21 protein-coding genes are annotated in these 23,016 nt (G+C 35.1%); 4 read left to right on the forward strand and 17 right to left on the reverse strand.

Annotation, left to right across the window (positions count from 1 at the left end):
* Window position 1: 1 nt before the first annotated feature.
* Window positions 2-1,570: an IS1182 family transposase gene (locus tag BN1372_RS13260; RefSeq protein WP_062198169.1), complete on the reverse strand. Its 1,569-nt coding sequence runs from the start codon at window positions 1,568-1,570 to the stop codon at window positions 2-4.
* A 295-nt stretch (window positions 1,571-1,865) separates the two neighbouring features.
* Here BN1372_RS13260 and BN1372_RS13265 point away from each other — a divergent pair, with 295 nt between their 5' ends.
* Window positions 1,866-3,071 carry a multidrug effflux MFS transporter gene (locus BN1372_RS13265; protein WP_062200334.1) on the forward strand — a complete coding sequence of 402 codons (1,206 nt, stop codon included), beginning with the start codon at window positions 1,866-1,868 and terminating at the stop codon, window positions 3,069-3,071.
* Window positions 3,072-3,112: 41 nt separating this feature from the next.
* Here the strand turns inward: BN1372_RS13265 and BN1372_RS13270 are convergent, their stop codons facing one another.
* From BN1372_RS13270 to BN1372_RS13285, 4 genes are all read right to left on the reverse strand, one after another.
* Window positions 3,113-4,057, reverse strand: coding sequence for a siderophore ABC transporter substrate-binding protein (locus BN1372_RS13270; protein ID WP_062200335.1), 945 nt, complete (start codon window positions 4,055-4,057; stop codon window positions 3,113-3,115).
* A 137-nt stretch (window positions 4,058-4,194) separates the two neighbouring features.
* The gene (locus BN1372_RS13275) at window positions 4,195-4,953 is read right to left on the reverse strand and encodes an iron ABC transporter ATP-binding protein (RefSeq protein WP_062200339.1); all 759 of its coding nucleotides are present in this window, start codon (window positions 4,951-4,953) and stop codon (window positions 4,195-4,197) included.
* The gene (locus BN1372_RS13280) at window positions 4,947-5,897 is read right to left on the reverse strand and encodes an iron chelate uptake ABC transporter family permease subunit (RefSeq protein ID WP_062200342.1); all 951 of its coding nucleotides are present in this window, start codon (window positions 5,895-5,897) and stop codon (window positions 4,947-4,949) included. The genes BN1372_RS13275 and BN1372_RS13280 overlap by 7 nt, the downstream gene beginning before the upstream one ends.
* Window positions 5,887-6,840: an ABC transporter permease gene (locus tag BN1372_RS13285; RefSeq protein ID WP_062201379.1), complete on the reverse strand. Its 954-nt coding sequence runs from the start codon at window positions 6,838-6,840 to the stop codon at window positions 5,887-5,889. Before BN1372_RS13285 ends, BN1372_RS13280 begins: the two co-directional genes overlap by 11 nt.
* A gap of 205 nt (window positions 6,841-7,045) precedes the next feature.
* Between BN1372_RS13285 and BN1372_RS13290 the strand changes: the two genes are divergently transcribed.
* A complete protein-coding gene (locus BN1372_RS13290; RefSeq protein WP_062200346.1) occupies window positions 7,046-7,708 on the forward strand; it encodes a Crp/Fnr family transcriptional regulator in 663 nt (220 codons plus the stop codon).
* A 70-nt stretch (window positions 7,709-7,778) separates the two neighbouring features.
* A complete protein-coding gene (locus BN1372_RS13295; RefSeq protein WP_062200349.1) occupies window positions 7,779-8,270 on the forward strand; it encodes an OsmC family protein in 492 nt (163 codons plus the stop codon).
* Window positions 8,271-8,354: 84 nt separating this feature from the next.
* On the opposite strand, the gene BN1372_RS13300 is transcribed toward BN1372_RS13295, so the two are convergent.
* The 3 genes from BN1372_RS13300 to BN1372_RS13310 all read right to left on the reverse strand — a co-directional run bounded on the left by BN1372_RS13300 (window position 8,355) and on the right by BN1372_RS13310 (window position 11,419).
* Window positions 8,355-9,221 (reverse strand): 5'-3' exonuclease, encoded by an 867-nt coding sequence (locus BN1372_RS13300; RefSeq protein WP_230198828.1) that lies wholly within the window; start codon window positions 9,219-9,221, stop codon window positions 8,355-8,357.
* 15 nt (window positions 9,222-9,236) lie between these two features.
* Entirely contained in the window at window positions 9,237-9,998 is a 762-nt protein-coding gene (locus tag BN1372_RS13305) for a hypothetical protein (RefSeq protein ID WP_062200351.1), read from the reverse strand.
* A 494-nt stretch (window positions 9,999-10,492) separates the two neighbouring features.
* Complete coding sequence (locus tag BN1372_RS13310) at window positions 10,493-11,419, reverse strand: glutamate biosynthesis transcriptional regulator GltC (protein WP_062200354.1); 927 nt, start codon at window positions 11,417-11,419, stop codon at window positions 10,493-10,495.
* 196 nt (window positions 11,420-11,615) lie between these two features.
* Between BN1372_RS13310 and gdhA the strand changes: the two genes are divergently transcribed.
* Window positions 11,616-12,998, forward strand: a complete 1,383-nt coding sequence (gene gdhA, locus BN1372_RS13315) for an NADP-specific glutamate dehydrogenase (RefSeq protein WP_062200357.1) — start codon at window positions 11,616-11,618, stop codon at window positions 12,996-12,998.
* Window positions 12,999-13,050: 52 nt separating this feature from the next.
* On the opposite strand, the gene BN1372_RS13320 is transcribed toward gdhA, so the two are convergent.
* From BN1372_RS13320 to BN1372_RS13360, 9 genes are all read right to left on the reverse strand, one after another.
* On the reverse strand, window positions 13,051-14,262 hold the full coding sequence (locus BN1372_RS13320) for a DEAD/DEAH box helicase (RefSeq protein WP_325062690.1): 1,212 nt from the start codon (window positions 14,260-14,262) through the stop codon (window positions 13,051-13,053).
* Window positions 14,263-14,344: 82 nt separating this feature from the next.
* Window positions 14,345-14,908 carry a cysteine dioxygenase family protein gene (locus BN1372_RS13325; protein ID WP_062200362.1) on the reverse strand — a complete coding sequence of 188 codons (564 nt, stop codon included), beginning with the start codon at window positions 14,906-14,908 and terminating at the stop codon, window positions 14,345-14,347.
* A gap of 291 nt (window positions 14,909-15,199) precedes the next feature.
* Window positions 15,200-15,856, reverse strand: coding sequence for a VanZ family protein (locus tag BN1372_RS13330; RefSeq protein WP_062200366.1), 657 nt, complete (start codon window positions 15,854-15,856; stop codon window positions 15,200-15,202).
* Window positions 15,857-16,385: 529 nt separating this feature from the next.
* On the reverse strand, window positions 16,386-17,213 hold the full coding sequence (locus BN1372_RS13335; protein ID WP_062200368.1) for a hypothetical protein: 828 nt from the start codon (window positions 17,211-17,213) through the stop codon (window positions 16,386-16,388).
* Between the two features lie 25 nt (window positions 17,214-17,238).
* A complete protein-coding gene (locus BN1372_RS13340) occupies window positions 17,239-17,631 on the reverse strand; it encodes a hypothetical protein (protein ID WP_062200370.1) in 393 nt (130 codons plus the stop codon).
* A gap of 767 nt (window positions 17,632-18,398) precedes the next feature.
* Window positions 18,399-18,671, reverse strand: coding sequence for an ATP-binding cassette domain-containing protein (locus BN1372_RS13345; RefSeq protein ID WP_062200373.1), 273 nt, complete (start codon window positions 18,669-18,671; stop codon window positions 18,399-18,401).
* A gap of 164 nt (window positions 18,672-18,835) precedes the next feature.
* Complete coding sequence (gene tenA / locus BN1372_RS13350; protein WP_062200375.1) at window positions 18,836-19,519, reverse strand: thiaminase II; 684 nt, start codon at window positions 19,517-19,519, stop codon at window positions 18,836-18,838.
* Between the two features lie 343 nt (window positions 19,520-19,862).
* Window positions 19,863-20,999, reverse strand: a complete 1,137-nt coding sequence (locus BN1372_RS13355; RefSeq protein ID WP_062200378.1) for an RNA-binding domain-containing protein — start codon at window positions 20,997-20,999, stop codon at window positions 19,863-19,865.
* Window positions 21,000-21,551: 552 nt separating this feature from the next.
* Complete coding sequence (locus tag BN1372_RS13360) at window positions 21,552-23,009, reverse strand: sodium:solute symporter family protein (protein ID WP_230198829.1); 1,458 nt, start codon at window positions 23,007-23,009, stop codon at window positions 21,552-21,554.
* Between the last annotated feature and the right edge of the window lie 7 nt (window positions 23,010-23,016).

The following is a 23,016-nucleotide window of genomic DNA, read 5'->3' on the forward strand; positions in this document are numbered from 1 at the left end:
TTTAGTTAATGGCCGTGAATTTCCGCATATTCACGGCCATTAATGCAAGACCCATTTCATTTTCAACCTTCGATTTTCCTCGGACAGAAAATCGAGTGAAACGCAAATTAGCCTTCAAGAATCCAAAAACTGGTTCTACGTCAATCTTACGTTGACGATAAATAGCCCCTGTTTTTTCTTCTGAAAGCTTCGCTCTCACATATTCTTTTTGCTGTTCCCATTTTTCATTCACCATTAATTTTCGGTTATTTCCTTCTTTTGCTTTTGTACAAGATGAACGAAGTGGGCAACTGGAACAATCTTCACACTCATAAACTTTAAACTCACGCTTGAAACCTAATGGATTTGTTCGCACAGAACGGTATTTAAATACAAGTTTTTGTTGGTTTGGACAAGTATACACGTCCATTTCTTCATCATAATCCCAGTTAGCTGTATGGAACTTGTTTTGTTTGTACTTTTTCTTCTTTTCTTTTACATACATGTTATAAGTGATTAAAGGTTCCCGTTTACGATTTGAAAGGATATCGTCATAATTTTGTTCACTACCGTATCCTGCATCTGCGACGATATGCTTTGGTAATTCGAAATAATATTGTTCGATTTCATTTAAAAATGGAATGAGTGTGCGTGTATCTGTTGGATTCGAAAAAATACTATAGGCAAGTGCATACTGACCTTCTGTTGCGACTTGGATATTATAACCAGGCTTTAATTGACCATTTTTCATATAATCATCTTTCATTCGCATAAATGTTGCATCATGATCGGTTTTGGAATAGCTATTACGCACGCCGAAAATTTCAAAGTCCCGTTCATATTTTTGTTTACGTACGGTATAGTCCACTAATTGTTTGTGGGCTTGTTTTGGAAACTTTCGTTCCCTTCTTAGCACTTTTCGTTCTGTCACATCTGACGATGCTTCAATTTTTTGATCATACTCAGAAACAACTTCATCCACTTTTTGAACCATTTGAGAGAGTTCTTCTATTGATAAATGTTCTTCACTTTCACGTTCAATTTCTGGTATGATTTCTTTCTCAAGCAGTTCATCGTATAGCTGGTTCGACTTTTCGATTAAACTGTTGTGATATTTTTCAATTGCTTTCTTCCAAACAAATGTAAATTTATTCGCATTCGCTTCAATCTTTGTGCCATCAATAAAAATCGCTTCTTGTTCAATCAACTTTTCTTCTACCAGCTGGCAGCGAAATTGGACGAAACACTGGCGAATTAATTCTTTTACTTCAGGATAAACACGAAAACGGTTGATGGTGCGATAGCTTGGTTCATAACCTTGAGCTAGCCACATCATACGAAGACTGTCTTTTAAAAGTGCTTCTATTTTACGCCCTGAAAAAACAGATTGCGTATAGGCACATAAGATAATTTTCAACATCATGCGTGGATGATAAGCAGGACAACCCGTATTTCGAAGAAATGGTTCGATCGCTTCTTCCGGAATACTTTCAATTAAATGATGGATGTGGAAGGCAATATCATTATTTTGAAGTTTTACTTCTACATTTAAAGGCAAAATTAATTGATTCATGTTATAATCTTTAAACATAAGGACACTTCTTTCTGTTTGAATTTTGTCTGGTAACTTAATTTTATCAGAAAGTGTCCTTTTTTTGATAAAAAAAAATAAAGCCAGTGAAATTTTACGTTGAGTAAAAATTTCACTGGCTTTTTCAGTTCAGAGGAGGGTTTTGTCCCAGCCTCTTTTTATTGACTAGTCCATTCATACATACTATAGTTATCTATTGAAATTAATTATCAATAGCAATGAAGTAGTGCTAAATTTTCTTCCGTACAAAATAAGTACGTAGATAAGTGTAACGTACATAGAAAGGAATGTATGTATGAATAATGCGTCCCAATTAACACAAACAAAAGGTTGGAAACGGTTTTGGTTTGTTCTGATTTTAGGTTCATTAACGGCGTTTGGTCCATTATCGATTGATATGTACTTACCTGCTTTTCCTACAGTCACAAATGACTTACAAACAACTCCCTCGCTCGTCCAATTGAGTTTAACGTTTTGTTTACTTGGACTTGCTGCTGGACAATTAATAATCGGGCCTTTAAGTGATATTCGCGGTCGACGTCAACCATTAATGATTGCAATGATTTTTTATGCTATCGCTTCTTTCTTTAGCGCCATTACAGCGAACATTTGGCTCTTTATCACATTACGGTTCGTTCAAGGCTTCACCGGTGCAGCTGGTATCGTTATTGCCCGAGCTATCGCGAGAGATTTATATACAGGAAAAGAACTAACGAAGTTTTTTGCGTTATTAATGTTAATTAACGGAGCCGCTCCTATTTTAGCTCCTATTATTGGCGGTTTCATTATATCTTACACTACTTGGAAAATGGTATTTATGATGTTAAGTATTTTTGGCATCTCTATGTTTTTTGGCGTAACATTTGGTGTACCAGAATCATTGCCACAAGAAAATCGCTCTTCTGGTGGGCTTATCACTACGTTACAAGCATTTAAAGAACTATTAAAAGACCGGGTATTTATCGGCTATGCGCTCACACAAGCATTTATTATGACAAGCATGTTTGCGTATATCTCCGGATCCCCTTTTGTTATCCAAAATATATACGGAGCATCAGCCCAAATTTTCAGTATTCTATTTGCTATTAATGGAGTTGGGATTATTGTTGCCACCCAATTAACCGGAAAATTAGTGGATCGCTATTCTGAATTAACGTTATTTTTCAGCGGTTTAATCGTTGCGGTAGCCGGAAGTGTACTATTAATTATTTCTGTTTTCTTCCAGTTATCTTTACTATATCTTTCTATTGCACTGTTTATTATCGTTTCTAGTGTTGGAATAGTATCGACTACTACTTTTTCGTTAGCGATGCAAAAACAAACGAAAAATGTCGGAAGTGCAGCTGCATTATTAGGATTATTTCCTTTTATCGGAGGGGCAATTGTAGCGCCGCTAGTAGGAATTGCTGGCGACGACACCGCTGTTCCGATGGCAATCATTATTTTTCTATTAAACGTAGGTAGTATCCTACTTTACTTTTTCCTTATTAAGAAAAAATAACACCCCTTCACGGAATGAAATTTCCATGAAGGGATGTATTATTATTTTAATCCTTCTTCTACTTCTTTCGCCATTTCAGCTGTTGAAACAAGTCCTCCACCTGATAAGTACCAGTAGTTTGCATCTAAATAAACAACATTATCATTTTTATATGCATTGGTTGTTTTCACAATATCATTTTCTACTACTCGTTTTGCGGATGATTCGCCACCTACAACAGCACCGCGGTCAATCACAAATAAATAATCTGGATTTTTTTCTGCAATGTATTCAAATGAAATACTTTGACCGTGTCGTGATTCTTCAATATTCTCATCTACTGGTTTGATGCCAAATTCGTTATGAATAATACCAAAACGAGAATTTGGACCATATGCGCTTACTGTTCCATCATTCGCTAGCACGATTAATGCTTTTTCATCTAATTTACTAGCTTTTTCATTTAACTTTTTCACGGAATCTTCTACTTTCGCTACTTCTTTTTCTGCTTCTGCTTCTTTTCCGAAGATTTCACCTAATGTTGTCATGTTTTCTTTAAATGATTTCATGTAATTATTTGTATCTAATTCCATATACACAGTAGGAGCAATTTTGCTAAATTCTTCGTATAATTCTGCTTGTCTTGCTGAAATAATAATCAAATCCGGGCTTACTTCACTCAATTTTTCAAAATCAGGTTCTTTTAAACTACCAACATTTGCATATTTTTTGTCTGCAAATTTTTCAAGATATGGCGGAACAGTAGCTTGTGGTACCGCTACTACATCAGTTCCTAATTGATCCAGAGAATCAAGGATACCAAAATCAAACGCAACTACCTTTTCTGGGTTTTTCTTTAGTTCTGTTTCCCCAAGTTTATGCGTGATTGTAACTTTTTCTTCTTTTTTACTTTCTGATGATTTTTCTTCTTCCTTTGTTGAACTACAAGCGACAGCAAAAATAGAGACAATCGCTACAACAAAAAGTAAAGATAATTTTTTCCACATATGTATCACCTCATTTATTTTTTCATTTCTAACGTTAGAAATTTTTATCCCTAATGAACGGACAGTAAAATCCCCATTCAATACGTTGATTCAAATAGCCATTTTACTGCCCGTAAAGAGGGAGTTATAAACATTCTTTACGAAAAATAAACACAAATTTTTTGATTATTTATATCTTCAATTTGCATATCCATATCATAAATTTCTTTTAATACTTCCGATTGAATCATCGCATCCGTCGGCCCTTCGCTAATAATCTGGCCATTTTTTAACGCAACAATATAGTCTGAATAACAAGAAGCAAAATTAATATCATGAATAACAATCACGATTGTTTTTCCTAAATCATCGACTAATCTTCTCAACACTTTCATGATTTGGACAGAATGCTTCATATCTAAATTATTAAGTGGCTCATCTAGTAAAATATATTCTGTATCTTGCGCTAACACCATTGCGATATAAGCACGCTGTCTTTGCCCACCACTTAATTGATCTAAAAATTTATTTTCCATATCACGAAGTTCCATATAATCAATCGCACGGTCAATAAATGCATGGTCTTCTTTCGTTAATCGGCCTTGCGAATAGGGAAAACGACCAAATGATACAAGCTCTCTAATGGTTAATCGAATATTTATATGGTTCGATTGTTTTAAGATAGAGATTTTCTTAGCTAAGTCATTACTTTTACATTCTGTTACTTCCTTACCTTCTAATAAAATCGAACCTTCATCTTGCGTAATTAATCGACTAATCATTGAAAGTAATGTACTTTTCCCTGCACCATTCGGACCGATAAAGGACGTTATTTGTCCTTTTGGAATCCGTAATGATACATTCTCAATCACATTTTTCGCACCATATTGTTTGGAAACATCTAATACTTCTACCATGATTTATTCTCCTTTAACAATAGATATATAAAATAAATCCCACCAATAAAGTTTATAATCACACTTAATGTCGTCGAAAAAGTGAAGACATGCTCGACAATCAACTGTCCACCTATTAGTGCAATTACACTAATAAAAATAGAACCAATAATTAAATACGAATGACGATATGTTTTTAAAAATTCATGTGCGACATTGACAACAAGCAATCCTAAAAAGGTAATCGGTCCAACTAAAGCAGTCGCAACAGAAATTAAAATAGCTACTATGACAAGCAAGCGTTTCACCACATAGTCGTACTCTACACCTAAGTTAATTGCTTGTTCCCTGCCTAACGACAACACGTCTAAATACTTATATAACTTTAAAAAGTAAAGTGTTGTGATAAACGTAATAATAATAGCAAGCGCTAAAATGTCTGTATTTATATTATTAAAACTCGCAAACATTTTATCTTGCACAATTAAAAATTCATTCGGATCAATTAACACTTGCATAAACGAAGTTAAACTTTGAAAAAAGGTTCCAAAAATTAATCCGATTAATAATAAGAAATAAATATTTCGACCTTCCCCTTTAAAAAGGAGCTGATATAAAATCCCAGCAAATAATACCATTAAGCCAACAGATAAAAAGAAGTTTGCTTGTTTTCCCATTAGCGATAAGGTCGTGGAACCAAAGGCGAAAACTAATACTGTCTGAACTAACATGTAAAGAGAATCTAATCCTAAAATACTCGGTGTTAAAATTCGGTTATTTGTAATCGTCTGAAAAATAACGGTAGAAAATGCAATGGTTCCTCCTGTTAGCACTATGGAAATGATTTTTAAGGTTCGTTTCGGGAGTATATATCCAAGGTTTGATCCTAAGTTTGTAAACAGAAAGATGAGAATTAAAACAATGGATAGTAAACCAAGCAAGACTGTTTTTATTTTATGATTCATATGCCTTTCTCCTCATCAATAAGTAAATAAATATACCACTTCCAATGACACCCACCATCACGCCAATAGAAATCTCATACGGATAAATAATGATACGACCGAGAATATCACAAAATAGAACAAATACTGCACCGAGTAAAGCGGTATGAGAAAGGTTTTTCTTTAAGTTATCTCCGTTATAAATAGCGACGATATTTGGAATAATCAATCCTAGGAATGGAATCATTCCGACCGTTAACACGACAAGCGACGTAATCAGCGCGACAATAATCAGTCCAATATTGACAACACGCTTATAATTTAATCCTAAGTTCACCGCAAACTCTTCACCCATTCCTGCGATGGTAAAACGATTCGCAAACAAATAAGCAACAAGTAAAACAGGTAAACTAATCAATAAAAGTTCATAACGTCCTTTCATAATCATCGAAAAATCACCTTGTAGCCAAGACGTCATATTTTGGATGAGATCATACTTATAAGCAAAAAATGTCGTAATCGAACTAACAACACTACCGAACATTAATCCGACGAGCGGAATAAAAATAGCATCTTTAAATTTGATTTTGTCGAGTATTTTCATAAAAATAAATGTTCCTGCTAAAGAAAAAAGGAACGCAACCGTCATTTTTTGTAATGGGCTGGCCGTTGTAAAAATTAGCAAAGAAACAACAATCCCTAAACTAGCTGCATCTACTGTCCCTGCTGTTGTCGGTGAAACAAATTTATTTCGACTAAGCTGTTGCATCATTAACCCAGCAATACTCATGCTCATACCTGCAATAATAATACTCACTAAACGCGGCACTCTGCTCGTAAGTAAAATATGCAATTGATCAGGGCTCAATGAAAAAATAGCCAATGGCGAAATATCTTTTACACCAATAAAAATAGAACTAACCGATAAAATTATAAGTGCTACTACTAAATATCTTTTCTTCATTCCAATCCCTAACTTTTCCCTATATATAATGAATTTCATTATCATTAACCTTAGCTTAGATGATAACAAATTTCATTATCATTTGCAAATAAGTTTTTTCACTCTCCTAAATATCTCCATTCCTCTTGGGCTTCTTACCCTAATCATTCCCCTTCTTCATCAATTTTTGATAAGATAAAAAGACGAGAAAATATGAGGTGATATCATGTTGGAAACGAATCAATTGTACCCTTCACAAATATTGCATTTATTTCAACCACAATGTGTACGTGAATGGTTACAACGTCCCGCGGAAGTTTTTAAAAAAGGAGAACATATTTATTACCCAGAAAAGCTAACCGATCATATTTACCTTGTTACAAAAGGAAATGCTCGGGTTTTTAATATTCATACGAACGGCAAGGAGTGTATTTTAGGTATTGCTCGTGAAATGGATTTTATCGACTTACATAGTGTCTTTACTGATACACCGTCTAGTCTTTATGCCATGGCATTAACAGAAACATCTGTCGTCAAAATTAAAAAAGCCGAAATCATGAAACAAGTAACGGAAACACCTGAACTATCCCTCGCCCTCTTACGTCATTTTGCCACGAAATTAAATGATATGACGACCGTTTTAGAACAAATTGCGTATGAAAAAGTAGAAGAACGATTGCTCCGAATGTTATGGAAATTAGCCGATCAAGAAAAAGAACAACATGGATTTTACCCGCTTCCAAGTTTTTTAACACATAAAGATTTAGCTGGGATGGTTGCCTCCACTCGTGAAACCATAACCTTTTTACTAAACAAACTAATCCAAAACGAGATGATTCGACAAGATGAAAAACGTTTATGGATTTCAAAAAACTTTTCAATCATGTAAGGAGCCTTACATCTTTTATCCTCCTTTGTACGTATACTAAAAATAATAAGAAGTAATGGAGGAATGAACGATGAACAATATTCAATTACAAGCATTAGAACAAACAGCAAAAATGGTAGCTGAAAACCCAGAAATGAAAATGAGACCATGGCATGCAGATGTAACTTGGAAAAATGGTGTAGAAAACGAAGTGAAAATTCGTGAATTTGCTGCCTTCTCTATGGACGAACCAACGATTTTAGGTGGTACAGATACAGCACCAAATCCAGTAGAAATGCTAATCGGAGCTGCAGCAAGTTGTTTTGCTATTACGTTTGAAGTAATGGCTAGCCAAAGTCAAATCGAATTAAAAGATGTTTCGATTGAAATTGATGCACAATTAAACGCAGCAGTATTTTTAGGATTAGAAGAAGGAAAAGGTGGTATTTTAGACCCAGTTATTACATTAACTGCTGACACTTCAGCTGATAAAGAAACATTAAAAGCAGTAGCAGAAAAAGCATTAAAAAATTCACCTGTTATTAACAGCTTAAAAGAAGAAGTAACATTACTTGTAAAATAATAAACAAAGGGGCATATCATCTTGATATGCCCCTTTTTGCTTTTTTTGTGATGTTCTTTTACATTCCGCTAACAGAAGATAGTATTATACTAACTTCACAATGGAACTTAAATTATGTTTTGTAATGGTTTCAAATACTTGGTCGTTCGTCGCTAACCAACGTGCTTGATTCAACTCAACTGATATTGGTGCATCACAGACAATCGTTGCTAATTTTCGTGATAAATGAAGCATATCGATGTCTTGTTTCATTTTCGTTTGAATCCCTTTTGATAACGTGTCAATATTCTCTAAAATGTTTTCAATCGATTCATATTCATTTAATAGTTTTAAGGCAGTTTTTTCACCGATTCCTTTTACACCAGGGTAATTATCACTCGCGTCACCCATCAACGCTTTTAAATCAATAATTTGTTTGGGAGATAATCCAAATTCATCAAATAATGTTGCAATCGTATATGGTTTATAATTCGAAAAACCACGTTTCATAATAATCGAATGCACATTATCATCTACCAATTGCAAACTATCTTGATCCGACGTTAAAATTTTAACATTCATTTCCGAACGAAACATCGTTGCTAACGTACCGATTAAGTCGTCCGCTTCAAACCCTACTTTTTCTATATTTAATGCACCAAAACTTTCTGCTAACGGTTGGACTAATGAAAATTGCGGAATTAATTCTTCAGGTGGTGCCCCCCTATTCGCTTTATATCCTTGATACAACTTATGTCGAAACGTCGGATGCGGCGTATCCCAACAACAAATCACATGCGTCGGTTGATAAATCGAAATCGCATCAAGCATATAACGGGTAAAACCAAACAACGCATTGGTCGGCACCCCTTCGCTATTTCTCATAAAATTGTTATGAACAGCAGTTGCATAAAACCCGCGAAATAATAAACTCATTCCATCCACTAATAATAATGATTTTTCTTGTTTCAATTGTGTAACCTCGATTCATTTCTTTGCTTTAAACAGATTTCTACTAATAAATAGTAACACTACTATCCAAAAACTAATCGTTACGAAGAAACCGATTACTTCACGAATGGTGCTTCCACGAAAAACAGATGAAAGCTGTGGCATGGACGAAATAGTTGGAAGTGTACAAAGAAGCACGAGCAAGACTCCATTTAGTTGATTTCCTTCTGACCCAATCGTTTGAAAAATCAACACAACTAGCACGAGGAACGTTGCGATCGTCACAAGCCAACTAGTACCAATCGATAAGGAAATAATCGTAGATGTAACGGAAGCATTCCAGACGTAAGAGCTACTAAATAATATGATTACTAACAACCCTACAAATAAAAACAAAATAGTCTTTGTTTTTTTTCGACTCCAACACGTTTGTTTCATGAATAATACTGCACCTAAGCTATAAACAACGGCAACGAGTACCGCCATTAGCATTTCAAAAGACGAAAATTGCATAAAGCCGTACCGCAACGTCCGGTCTCCGATGAAATACCAAAATGTATAAACTAGTAAAATGCCCCCGAGAAAAAGCAACTTCTTCCTTTCTTTTTTCGTATCATATATGAGTTGTGTTGCATACTCCCGCGGTTCCATTCCGACCGTTTCTTCTATCGAAAAACCTTGCACCTCTGCAAGCTGCAACTCTTCCTTAACTTCCTTCGCCACTTCTTCAATATCATCTTGATGCCATCCATTTTCCTCTAACGTAACCCTTACCTCATCCACAAACTCTTTTCTCAACACATCCACCTCCAAAAAAAGCGGAGGGCGCTTGGTCTCCGACAGAGTAATAAGGCGCACGATGGAAGAGGCGCCTTTTTGCCTCTGGAATCGGGTGACTTATTACGGCAGTCGGTAGCGCCCGTAGCTAGATTATTAAAAAAGCGAAGGGCGCTCGTTTAGGGGCGACAAGCATAAGACAGCTTGCGCAATGAGGTGATTTTTCCTCATGGAGCAAGATGGCTTATGACTCGAGCCCCTAGCGCCCGGAGCTAGATTATCATAAAAAGCGGAGATGGGCTTGTTCAACGACGGAGCTATAAGGCGAAGGGCGGAAGAGACGCTCTTTGCCTCTGTAGCACTTTGACTTATAGTGGAAGTCGTTAGCCCATCGCAGCTGGATTACCAAAATTATATCCCAATATGTTATCAACGTATTTCCATCTAAATTATGATAGACGAGAAGGTGGTTTTATCATAGCATAATAGTGGAAATAATACATATTGGAGAAGAGCTAGGCTTTGTCCGATTTATGTGTACTATCAAATGCTTGAAAATCTTTAAAAAACTCTTTTAGAAAATCATAAAATAATTTTTCGGTCGGTAATAACTTTCGATCTTCCGGAATGATTACACCGACTGTTCTTGCAAAATGCGGTTCTTTGATTGGTATTTTAACGGTAAATCCAGGTAACTGATCGCTTAACGTAATTTCTGGAATAAGCGTCACACCTAATCCGGCCGAAACGAGGCCTTTTATCGCGTCAATATCTTCTCCTTCAAAAGAGATTTTCGGTTCAAAACCAAGTTCTCTGCAGGCTTCTACAACAATTTCTCGCAAAACAAATTTTTCAGGGAACAATACAAATGAATCTTCTTTCAGTTGCTGTAAATTAATAAATGGCTCCGCCGCTAAAGGATGATCGATAGGGAGAAGCGCAACGATGTCTTCTAAAAACAATACTTCCCCTTTAATGTTACGTTCACCTTCAGGAACAGGACCTAATAGCGCCATATCAATTTCGCCTTTTACAACGGCGTCAATTAAATAACGATACGATCCTTGATTTAATTTAAATTTCACATTGGGATACAATTCGCGAAAAGAAGAAATAGCAGTCGGTAACGTATAACTAGCCATACTACTAGGAAATCCAATTCGTACCGTACCACGTTCTGGATCTAAAAATTCTTCTACTTCTCGCTTTGCACTATCAATGACTTGCATTGCTTCTATCATATGTTCTAAAAAAATTTTTCCAATCGGTGTCAAACGAACGTTACGCCCTTCCCGAATAAATAACGAAACACCTAACTCCGCTTCTAAATTAAAAATTTGTCGACTGACAGCGGATTGGGCTACGTGCAAGGCGTTTGCTGCTTCTGTTACATGTTCACGCTTTGCAACTTCAATAAAATAGTGAATTTGTCGCAATTCCATCGATATCACCTTTTTCCAATTCATCTAATATAGGCATGATTATTATCTAATATATATATTGTATCGATTAATCAACCGTTGTAAAATAAAAATGTACCGAATAATTACTTAAGATTCTGATAAATAAAAAAAGTCTGATTAGATTTTACTAATCATTGACCTAGATACAAAATACAAACGAAACGGGGAATGAACTATGTCTAACGTTGAACAAGTTACGGAAAGCCACGTACAAGCAGCTAGAGAATATGTCGATCAAGTTTTTGCTATTGTACAACAACGAAACCCTAAAGAAGACGAATTCCAACAAGCAACGAAAGAAATTTTCGAATCACTCGTTCCAGTATTCGCAAAACACCCTAAATACATGGAACACAATATTTTAGAACGTATCGTAGAACCTGAACGTATGGTAATGTTCCGCGTACCATGGTTAGATGATGAAGGAAAAGTACAAGTTAACCGTGGATTCCGCGTACAATATAATAGTGCTATCGGGCCATATAAAGGTGGGCTTCGTTTCCATCCTTCTGTAAACGCAAGTATTATTAAATTTTTAGGATTTGAACAAATCTTTAAAAACTCATTAAGCGGTATGCCGATTGGCGGCGGTAAAGGTGGTTCTGATTTTGATCCAAAAGGAAAATCAGACAATGAAATGATGCGTTTTTGCCAAAGCTTTATGACAGAACTTTATCGTCATATCGGTTCTGATATTGACGTACCTGCTGGAGACATCGGAGTAGGCGCGCGTGAAATCGGCTATTTATACGGTCAATATAAACGTATTATCGGCGGATACGAAGCAGGTGTTATTACGGGTAAAGGTCTTGGATACGGCGGTAGCTTAACAAGAACAGAAGCAACTGGTTACGGATTAGTATATTTCATGGATGAAATGTTAAAAGACCATGGCTTACGCTTTCATGGAAGTGAAGTAGTAATCTCTGGTTCTGGTAACGTAGCAATTTACGCAATAGAAAAAGCAAAACAACTCGGTTCAAAAGTCATTGCCTGTAGTGATAGCGACGGGTATATCGTCGATAAAAAAGGCATTAACTTAGATACAGTAAAACAATTAAAATTAGTAGGAAGAAAACGAATTCGCGAATATGTGGACATTCACCCACATGCGGAATACGTAGAAGGCTGCACAGGTATCTGGTCTGTACCATGTGACATCGCTTTACCTTGTGCGACACAAAATGAAATTGATGAAGAAGCAGCAAAAACATTACTTGCAAATGGTGTAAAAGCAGTTGGTGAAGGTGCAAACATGCCATCTACACTAGAAGCCATTTCTGTTTTCTTAAATAGCGACGTGCTTTTCGCGCCAGCCAAAGCAGCAAATGCTGGTGGGGTAGCAGTTTCTGCATTAGAAATGTCTCAAAATAGCATGCGTCTTTACTGGACATTTGAAGAAGTAGACCAAAAATTACGCGACATTATGAAAAATATTTATCGCAACACAGTAGACGCAACTGAAGAATATGGATACCCAGGAAACTTAGTAATCGGTGCCAATATTGCTGGATTCCTTAAAGTTGCCGATGCTATGATCGTGCAAGGGGTTATCTAATCAACAAAAAAACTTCCGTACATCCTATAACGTAGGACGTACGGAAGTTTTTTTATCGTTTTCTTTTTCGTGAACTAGATGACCTTCTTTTCATTTGCGTGCCACTCGTTTGTTTCACAGCACGGTTTTGAGTCGCTTTTTGTTCTGGAAACAATTCGTCTAGCGTTGTTTTCTTTAACGTTTGTTTCGTTTCTTTTTCAATCATCGCTACATGTCGTTTATCTTTTGGCGCAACAAACGTAATCGCAACACCTTGTTCCCCCGCTCGACCTGTCCTGCCAATACGATGAATATAACTTTCTGTATCTTCTGGAATATCGTAATTAAATACATGGGTAATCCCCTCTACATCAATCCCACGCGCCGCAACATCAGTTGCAACTAATAATTGAATTTTCATGTTTCGAAACCGGTCCATCACACGCTCTCGTTTTGCTTGTGATAAATCCCCGTGTAATTCATCTGCAGAAAAGCCTTCTTGAAGAAGCGCTTCTGTTAATTTCTTTGCTCTTCGTTTCGTTCGACAAAAAATAATCGCTAAAAACGGACGATATTCGGTTATTACTTTCATTAACGCCCCTTGTTTCGAACGATCTGTCGTTTCAATTACCGTCTGTTTGATTTCGGTTAACGTAATGGTTTTGCTTTTTAACGTAATCATTTTCGGACTTTTTAAATATTTTGCCGCTAACGTCCGAACATTGGGCGGATACGTGGCAGAAAAAAGTAACGTCTGTTCCCTATGTGGAAGTTGTGCAAGTATTTCTTCCACTTCATTTAAAAAGCCGATATGAAGCATTTGATCTGCTTCATCTAACACTAAATGTTTCACATGCGATAAATCAATCGTCCCGCGCCGCACATGATCAAGAAGCCGTCCTGGTGTACAAACGATTAGATGAATGTGGCCAGCTAAGCGATGAATTTGTGCTTCCACATCTTGTCCACCGTATACAGCAAGAGCAGAAATACCGTCTATTTTTTCTAACACCTTTTTTACTTCCCCTGTAATTTGAATCGCTAATTCTCTCGTTGGTGCCACTACGACACTTTGGACATGTGGATTTTCTTTCTCAATCATCTGCAATAATGGGAGTAAAAAAGCTAACGTCTTTCCTGTCCCCGTTTGCGCTTGGACAATGACGTCTTGGTGATCTAGCACAGAAGGAATGGTCGCTTCTTGAACTGGCATTGGCGTTTTAAATCCAATCGCTTGTAACGCTTTTGTTATTTCTTGTTTTAATCCTAATTCAGTAAATGTCAATGGAGTTTGCTCCTTTTCGTTTCGTCGTTCATCTATTATACTGGATTTCATCAAGCAAACATAGACAAGTTCGTTCCTACTATTATTTAGAATAATACGCCTTATTATTCCGATGCTGCGTCACAATCGGATGCATCTGCCCATTCGTGATATCATGCATGTTTCTCGGCTGTTTTCCAATATCGGTACCATAAATATGAATCGTTACCGCTTTTTCTTGAAACGGATTTTTCACCCCATGAATATCTCGATTTGGTGGATACACGTGCGAAATATCACCCGGTTTTGCAATTGTCGTTGAAACAAGCTCAACTTCCGTATCACTAATTCGTTTATATCGCGTCTCTTCTACCGCACCTTCGAATAACCCGACCACTCCCCACACTAAATGATCATGAACAGGCGAATCATGCCCTGGTCCCCAAACAAACGCAACGACAGAAAAACAGTCATCGTGCGGTTTATATAATAAATATTGGCCATATTTATCTTTTGGTGGATCGCGATATTCTGCTGGTACTAAACCTTCAACCTGTAACAGTTCGGAAAGTAATGGAGTGACTGCTTCCACAATTTCTCCATTATCATGTGTTTCCTCTAAAATTGCACGAATCCCTGTTTCTAGTTTTTCCAATTCTTTTAACATGCCCATCCTCCTTCTATACTAATCCTACCTATGTAATACGCAATATTTGTCGATATTTCCTGCTTATACACAAAAAAAGGAGGCATATCTTATCAAGAGTAAATAACTAAAAATCCATTAGAAACAATACTTTTACTTCAAGAACATGTATGAAAAATGATTACACTTTTAAAAAAAGAAAACCTACATTTAAGAGGGTTACCACTTAATGTAGGTCTAAGGTTTTATTTCGAATCGTGCTTAAATTAATACTTAAAAACAACGTTTAGTTCACAATCGCGCCCGTTTGCGTCATGAATAGTACTTTAAAGACCGACTTTTTAAAAGTTTTAAAAACGGTAAAGAAAGAAAATAACCAACAAAAAAACCAATGTTATACAAAAATATATCAGCTAAATCAAATACTCCTACATTGAACTGCGCTTGTAAAAACTCAATCAAAAAAACAAATGCTTCAAAAGTGATTAATCTCGTTATAAAAGTCTTAAATACATTCGTATATGTCAACAAAAAGTACATTGGCATAAAAATAATGAAATTAATAACCATAACAATTAGGGACCCAGTGTCACCTTTAATATCAGACAAAAATCCGAGGGGATTCCAATCGTATAACCCTGTTTCCCCAAAGTTTTGCTGATTGGGTCTTAGTAAACCTAATAATAAAACGATTATATATAGCGATAAAAGTAAATATCGGTCTCTTCCTGTATCTCGGTTTAATACGATTTTTAACAATGTATAAACCGAGAAAATGACGATAATAAGAGCTAATATATTTTTTTCAATATTTTCCATATTAGTGAAGAATCTCGGTAGAATATCCATAAAAAATTCCACGTATAAAAAGGTTCCAGCGACAGCACTAAAAATAAATAAAATAATATTCATTATCCATTTTGATTTCAAATATCCTCTAAATTTATATTCATTCTTAACCAGAATCATAAACACCCCAATCGCTACTCATCAATTTAACAATTAATTTTTAGTGTACAATTCTACATATAATTTTTAAATTGAATATCTCAATCAACCTACAAAATCGGCTAATTTTTAAAGGTTATAGTCGTTCATAGTAATCCTTATATGTTCCATAAACTCATATAGTAGCTTTAAATGATAGCAGTCTGCTTTATGTTTGATGACTTACGAGTATTATCTAGGTGTTTTATAAACCTTATCCCTGGTTCTATTAACTAGTATGCTGCATCTAACAATAAATAAACTGGGTATAGCATACTATACAATTCTCCCTTCCAACCTACAAGTCCTCCATCCTCTTTAAATACTATAATTACTATAAATTATAGCCCTTGTTAATTTGTAATTAAAGTAAAATATTCCCTTAAATACTCTTCCTAAACTACTTTAACTACCACTATTTATTACACCATGGTTACACCTCTCTAGAAGAGTGGATGCCCCTGCTTATTATGTATGATTTATTTTGAATGCCATGCCACTTTCTTTTTCTTCACATTTCTAACCAATTCGGAATTTTAAAACTAGGTTTTATCCGTACATGTTTTCGATACCACTTTTCCTCTTCTTCTAGTTCTTTAATTTTTTTACTAGCTTGCTCAAATGCTCGAAATAAATAGCCATAAAAAGAACGCACTTTGCCGAGTTTATATCCCATTAACGTTCGTTTTAAAGCAAGGTTATAATGTTCGAAATAGTCATTTTCCTCTACTCGAATACTAGCATCCACCCTTGCCTTCGCTCGTAGTAAAATTCCGTATACTTGGTACATTGCTTTTGCATCTAAATATTGCTTCCACACGTTAAATAACTCCTCTGGAATTCTCCCTCTCATCGCATCATCATCTAAAAAAATATCTTGTTTTACCGTATCTAAATCCATTGTATTGTTTACTTGTTTTAATAGATCGTTTGTTTCAACTTCTTTTTTTTCTGTCAAAACACTTGCTTGTTCACAGTTTGGTCGGTGTTGGCGATTGGTCACGAGCGACTGGTCATCGTATGGTAAAAAAATAAAGATACATGCTCCGTATCCACCTGAAATAGGCCGAATGGTTGGTTGTTTTTTTAGAATCTTTGCTGTGACAAACGTGTTTAACGATCGGCGAATTGTTTTTTCGCTTTTGTGCAACATCGCTGCTAACGTCGCTACTTTTAACTTGGCCACTCCAGGATATTTCACCGCATGTCCCGCTAATGTATGTAACACTTGTATATCCGTTTGATGAAGCAACTGTCGATTCACTGCTTTATGTTTTTCCACCGCCTCATCTAACTCCTGCACCGTCATAAATGATTGAAATCGTTTTAACTCTTCCATCTAATTTCTCCTCCTTTTCAAACCTTCACTTAGTATGTAGAAAAAACATAGCAAAATGGGGCAAAGAAAGAGAGACTGGGACATAATTAGCTTTAAATAATGCAAAAAGTGAAATGGAGGAATTATTTTTAACATTAACAGACTCAGTAGTATTGAAATCCATAACTAAAGGTTCATCAGAAAATGATAAATCTCTACTTGCAAAAACATTTTCTTGACCCGAAGCTAATTGTTCATTAATATCAATTCTTATTTCTTCTAATTTTTTGTTAAGTTCTTCTAATTGATGTGGTGTTAATTGCTTTTGAGAATTTTCTTTTGTTGTAGCTGCTACTGTTGCAAGATTAAAGGTTGATACAGTAGTAAACACAAATGCTAAAATAAATAAAAATCTAATAAACTTTTTTGTTAAATTCATATAAACACTAATTTTGTTTATCTTTACCTTTACATACATATTAAAACAATTTTATGTTATTTTCAATAATAACTAAACTTTTATATAAATTAATTTTAAGGAGGTTTTAATTTGTTAAATGTTAGTCTAACCATTGCTCTTTTGTTTTTTATATTTTTTCTTTTAAATTACCTAGGTCAAAAGATTATAAATAAAGATAAAAAAGTGAACTACAAGTATGTTTTTATAATATCTTTAATTGAAGCTGTAATAACTCTAATCATTTTTATCTATGGATTGTAGGTATAAGTGAAGTGGGAGACCTCTTGGCTAAATACATTAAAAAATAAGCGAAGAAAAGATTTGTTACACGAGCAACTAAAAAACACTATTCTACTTGAGAATGGCAGAATGTAAAAATTTGTGATAGATTACTACAATACAGAAGCAAACGGAAGCTTTGAGAAAATTGAGCAAGAAAAATCAATAATTAGAGAAGCGTTTGAAAAATAAAAAAGTCGCTCAATAGTTTACATCTGACAAATTAACAGTATAAATATTAGGGAAAAAAAGCACAGAATTAAATCTGTACTTTTAAAATGGACCCTATAAGAAGCTCATTTTTTCTATCACATTCGATACATTCGCACAAAAATGAATGCGAGATGCATATTCGATAATCGTGCGATTTTTATCATTTCCCGTTCCGATGGGACTCCCAGCATCAATAATGGATGGAACGGCATCTACTTAAACATCGTTTCTTGAATCGGTTCAAATGCTTTTTCTCATAAAATATCTAATCCAATCGTTCGCGCTACTTCAAAATCGACATCATTTTCATGCAAAATACCAGTCGTCGGTTCGTCGAGAATAATAACTTCTGGTTCTTGTACGAAGGCACGAGCAACCAGTACTTTTTGTTTTTCCCCGTCGCTTAATTCATCAAAAAACCGTTCCGTTAAATGACTAGCATGTACCGTTTGTAACGCTTCTTCAATTTTACGTTCATCTTCTGCGGTTAGCTCACCGAAAAACCCCATATGCGGATATCGCCTCATTGATACGACTTCCTATACGCTTATCATTTCACCAGATAGTCGCTTCGTTAATACGACTGACAGTTGTTTGGCTAATTTTACTATCATAGATAAATTTCTGAATATTCAAAAGATGAATTTTTCCTAAATAAAAAAACAGCGAAAAAAATCCGCTGCTCCTTTGTTTATAATTGTTCAATCGCTTTCGGCCATAATCGTTTATTCCAGGCCATTTCCCAAAACATAAATTCATATTTACTCGTTGTTAAGAAAATCTCTTCTAATCGTTGCTTTTCTTCTTCAGATTTGTATGCAACGATATCGTTTAACTTATCTCTTAACCAAATCGATAAGTTCCCAAACTCCTTCGATTCGTACATTTTTACCCAGTTTCCATAAAACTCATGGTCTTTTGCGCCATCAATTTTGCTAATTTCCACACCGATATAATGATATCCCCAAACGCATGGCAGCAAAGCAGCAAGGAGTTCTGCCACTCCACCATTTTGTGATTGATGCAGCATATAATGTGTATACGCCAGCATCGTTTCTGCGGGCTTTGCTTCTTTTAATTCTTGTTCGGTAATGCCAAATTGTTTGCAATAATCAATATGTAACTTCATTTCATAATGAAGGATGGCATCTTGCAAAGTAGTGAAATGACGCATATCATCCACATCCCTAGACTTTAATGCTCCCATCGCAAAAAGTTTGGCATACTCCATTAAATAAAGATAATCTTGCACCATATAAAAACGAAATTTTTCTTTATCTAAATTTCCATGACCGATTCCCTGCACAAATGGATGATCCACTTGTGCTTGCCAAATCGCTTTTCCTTTTTCATACAATTGATTTGTAAACATCATCCCAATACCTCCTTAAAAATTACTACTTTCCTAAGCTAGTTCAATCTAAAAAAAGTACTAAGAGTTGAGGATTTCCTTTCCCATCCTATTGGCATCCTAAATGAACGCAAATACAGTCGCATTCATTATACCATTATTTATATAAAAATGAAGTAAATTCAAAAAATATAATATATTTAAAAAAGACGCTACTCCCCCTGTCCTCATGATAAATTAGACCAAGAATATGTAGCGTTCCTAAAACTCAAAAAATCCCATACTATTTTTTGTTTAATGAATAGTCTATGTTCGCCACCTTTTTCTTTCCTTACTTGATCGTTTTAATTCCCTATTTAGAATCAGGTCAACAGTAATAGTTACAAAATAAAACATGCTTTACTGGTAATTTCATTCCTAGATTGTTTAAAGGAATAATTCCTATAACTTGGTTATTACATTCCACCATCGTTGGAAGTTTACTACAATGTAATTGCTTAAACTTTGTTTGTATTCTAGAAACGCTTAATCGTTGTGATTTACATAAACCACACCTATAAAATATTCGTGCTAAATTAGGGTTACGACGAACGGGTAAAGAATTAGGTGCCGATAAAACATCACCATAGATGCCACCATTCGATTTTATTTCTATTCGATCAATAAAAAGATGAATTTCTATATCCTTCTCTATTCGAAAGTCTTGATGAATAAAAGCATTCACTAAAAATTCAAATACTGCTTCTTTTACATATGCAGGTTGATTATAGAAATTTTTTGAAATTATTTCTCTGCTTTTTAAAAATTGAGATAAAATAGACCCTTTATACTCAATAATTTTGTTGATTTTTGCATTCCTATCATATCCTTGAAACTGAATAAACATCGTTTTTATCGGACAATGATTAGATAACCAAAGACCTAAATTTGTTAACATTATCTTCTCTTCTTCATATATTGCTTTCATATAATGTAAAAATGAAAGCAAATTTTCTTGATTAAAAATCAACAACTCGTTATTCTTTTTTGATACAAATTGATTAAAGCAACCAATAAATTCACTAAAATCACTATATGCACAAGGAATATTTGTTCTAACTTGTTCATAGTAATTATTCCGTTTTGTACGAATAAAATGATAAATTTCCTCAGGAGATGTAAGTTTTCTTTTATTCACACCATTATAAACATATAAATCTTCAACGATTGTTCCGTATCGGCGGTATACGAAATCTTCTAATTGGACTTGAAGCTTTATTGCTTCTTTATCGGCTAGCGAAAAAAGTTTTATTTGTACTTTAGGAAATGGTTCAATGCAAATTTTCAATTGTTCTATTATTAATTTTTTTTGTTCGTTTGCTTTTTTCACCCCAATAATATTTCCCTTTTCATCATAACCAATCATAATAGTCCCGCCATTCCCATTAGCAAGTGCTATGACATCTTTATATAAATCCTTTGTTACACTTTGCTTATAAATTACATATTGTTTCTTTTCAAACAACTTTTCCCCCTCCTTTATACATTCATTTCAAAAGCAGATCCCATCATCCCTTATGGTTGTTGCCAATAAAAAATAGGTTTATATATAATTTAATAGGAAATAGTATAACTATAACCTTATCCTTCCTTTTAAAAATTCATAAACACAAATTATCTCACATATAAATAAAAATATTCCAGAAATTTTTTTTTACAGATCGTCCGTTAGTAATTAGATGCACGTATCCACTTTCATCAAAAAAACAAAGATTAGCTCGTTAGACGACGGAACTATAAGACGAAGCAAAGACGAAGCTCCTTTGCTTCTGTCGGGCTTTGCCTTATAGCAGAAATCATTAGCTGGATTATCACAAAAAAACATAGGGCGCTCATTTAAGAGCGACAAGCATAAGATGAATGGTAGAAAACCATGCAAGCTTATGTCTCGATCCTATAGCGCCCAAAGCTGGATTAAAGCAGAGTGTAATCCCCTCTACCTTCACATTTCGCAAGTGAGGGCTTATTGCCCCCACCCCCCAAAAAACTACTCACCTACTAAATGTATATAACATTATTAGAAATCAAGTTGTTTATTTTTTTGTTTTTCAAACATTTCTAATACAGTTGGACTAGGTGTAAAAATAAAAGAACACACAATAATGGTGAACCCAGAAACAATAACACCTGAAAATACTGGCATCTTCCATAATTCAACTATTAGCCCAAGTACACCATCATAATTACCAGTTGGTACAGGTACACCAGTCCATGATGTAATAATATAGTATAATAACCCTACTGTAATGCTAATCCAAACTGCAGGTGTACTAATTCGTTTCCAAAAAGGACCGAGTACAAGTGGCCAAAATATCGTAACAAAAATAATGTCCCAAGCTAAATAAGCTAAATCAATTACTGTTTGAAAATGTAAGGCTAAGATTAAACCAACTAAAGCGCTAATAAAAATAGCTATTCTTGATATAAAAAGTAGTAATGCAGGTTTTGGGTTAGGTTGGATAAAATCCAAATAAATATTTTTTGTAAAAATACCTGCCGCGGCTAAGTAACAAGCAGCAGCAGAAGACATGCCCATGGCAGCAAATGCGGTTAAAAATATACCCGAAATAACAGGATGAAACGAACCATTCACAAATTGTAGCATCAACGTTTCTGGATTATGGCTATTCGGAAAAATCTCTTTAAATACTTCTCCCAGCATCCCTGGTGTCCAGCTAATCAAAAGTACAATTATACCTGCAATAATCATACTCCAATAAGCTACTTTAGGATTTTTAGCAGCCGCGACCCTCTGCCCTAAATCCGCAGCAGGAATATCTCCTAATGCTAACACTAAATATAAGGACCAAAAGGCTGCACCACCTTTTGTAAATAACTCTTCTACATTCCACCAATCAGATTGAAATACCATCCCTTGATAGTCGAACATTACAACAATTACTATGGCAATTATCCCTATTATCGCCAATAATCCTTGAATAACTTCTGTATATGCTACAGCCCACAATCCACCAATCACAGAATAAGAGGCAGTAAAGACGACAAATAATAACGCAGCCCAAATAAAATCAATATGAAAAATAGTTTCAATAATATAAGCGCCACCAACTGTTAGTGCTCCAGCATTAAACATCCCAAAAGCCATTCCGATTATACCACCTGTATATGCTCCTAACTTTTTACTTCCGTATCTAATTCCGTAATAATCAGCAATCGTCCAACCCTTTAATCGTCGCAAAGGTTTTGTCCAAATTAATGCACCTAATATCATACAAGTTCCAAGTCCCGCCATCGTGGCTGTACCATAAAATCCCCCTAATGTATACCCTGAACCAACAGCAGCAAAAAAGAAAGGTGCTGCTAACAATGCAGCTACTAAACTACCTGTAACAATGGGTAACGGCATTTGCCATCCTGCTACTATTAAATCTTCTGCATTCGAAACTTTTTTATATCCCTTCCAGCCCATTACAAAAATAAAAAGAAGATAAATTAAAAAGATAATTGTTACCATTATTTCA

This window comes from Massilibacterium senegalense (assembly GCF_001375675.1).
Taxonomy (GTDB): Bacteria; Bacillota; Bacilli; order Bacillales; family Massilibacteriaceae; genus Massilibacterium; species Massilibacterium senegalense.

Bases quoted from the DNA above. Each gene is read 5' to 3' on its own strand.
- BN1372_RS13345 (WP_062200373.1), bottom strand. From the start codon at position 18,671: ATGAGGCGATATCCGCATATGGGGTTTTTCGGTGAGCTAACCGCAGAA.
- BN1372_RS13275 (WP_062200339.1), bottom strand. From the start codon at position 4,953: ATGGTAGAAGTATTAGATGTTTCCAAACAATATGGTGCGAAAAATGTG.
- BN1372_RS13360 (WP_230198829.1), bottom strand. From the start codon at position 23,009: ATGGTAACAATTATCTTTTTAATTTATCTTCTTTTTATTTTTGTAATG.
- BN1372_RS13280 (WP_062200342.1), bottom strand. From the start codon at position 5,897: ATGAATCATAAAATAAAAACAGTCTTGCTTGGTTTACTATCCATTGTT.
- BN1372_RS13260 (WP_062198169.1), bottom strand. From the start codon at position 1,570: ATGTTTAAAGATTATAACATGAATCAATTAATTTTGCCTTTAAATGTA.
- BN1372_RS13265 (WP_062200334.1), top strand. From the start codon at position 1,866: ATGAATAATGCGTCCCAATTAACACAAACAAAAGGTTGGAAACGGTTT.
- BN1372_RS13310 (WP_062200354.1), bottom strand. From the start codon at position 11,419: ATGGAATTGCGACAAATTCACTATTTTATTGAAGTTGCAAAGCGTGAA.
- BN1372_RS13285 (WP_062201379.1), bottom strand. From the start codon at position 6,840: ATGAAGAAAAGATATTTAGTAGTAGCACTTATAATTTTATCGGTTAGT.
- BN1372_RS13290 (WP_062200346.1), top strand. From the start codon at position 7,046: ATGTTGGAAACGAATCAATTGTACCCTTCACAAATATTGCATTTATTT.
- tenA (WP_062200375.1), bottom strand. From the start codon at position 19,519: ATGATGTTTACAAATCAATTGTATGAAAAAGGAAAAGCGATTTGGCAA.
- gdhA (WP_062200357.1), top strand. From the start codon at position 11,616: ATGTCTAACGTTGAACAAGTTACGGAAAGCCACGTACAAGCAGCTAGA.
- BN1372_RS13335 (WP_062200368.1), bottom strand. From the start codon at position 17,213: ATGGAAGAGTTAAAACGATTTCAATCATTTATGACGGTGCAGGAGTTA.
- BN1372_RS13330 (WP_062200366.1), bottom strand. From the start codon at position 15,856: ATGATTCTGGTTAAGAATGAATATAAATTTAGAGGATATTTGAAATCA.
- BN1372_RS13340 (WP_062200370.1), bottom strand. From the start codon at position 17,631: ATGAATTTAACAAAAAAGTTTATTAGATTTTTATTTATTTTAGCATTT.
- BN1372_RS13295 (WP_062200349.1), top strand. From the start codon at position 7,779: ATGAACAATATTCAATTACAAGCATTAGAACAAACAGCAAAAATGGTA.
- BN1372_RS13325 (WP_062200362.1), bottom strand. From the start codon at position 14,908: ATGTTAAAAGAATTGGAAAAACTAGAAACAGGGATTCGTGCAATTTTA.
- BN1372_RS13270 (WP_062200335.1), bottom strand. From the start codon at position 4,057: ATGTGGAAAAAATTATCTTTACTTTTTGTTGTAGCGATTGTCTCTATT.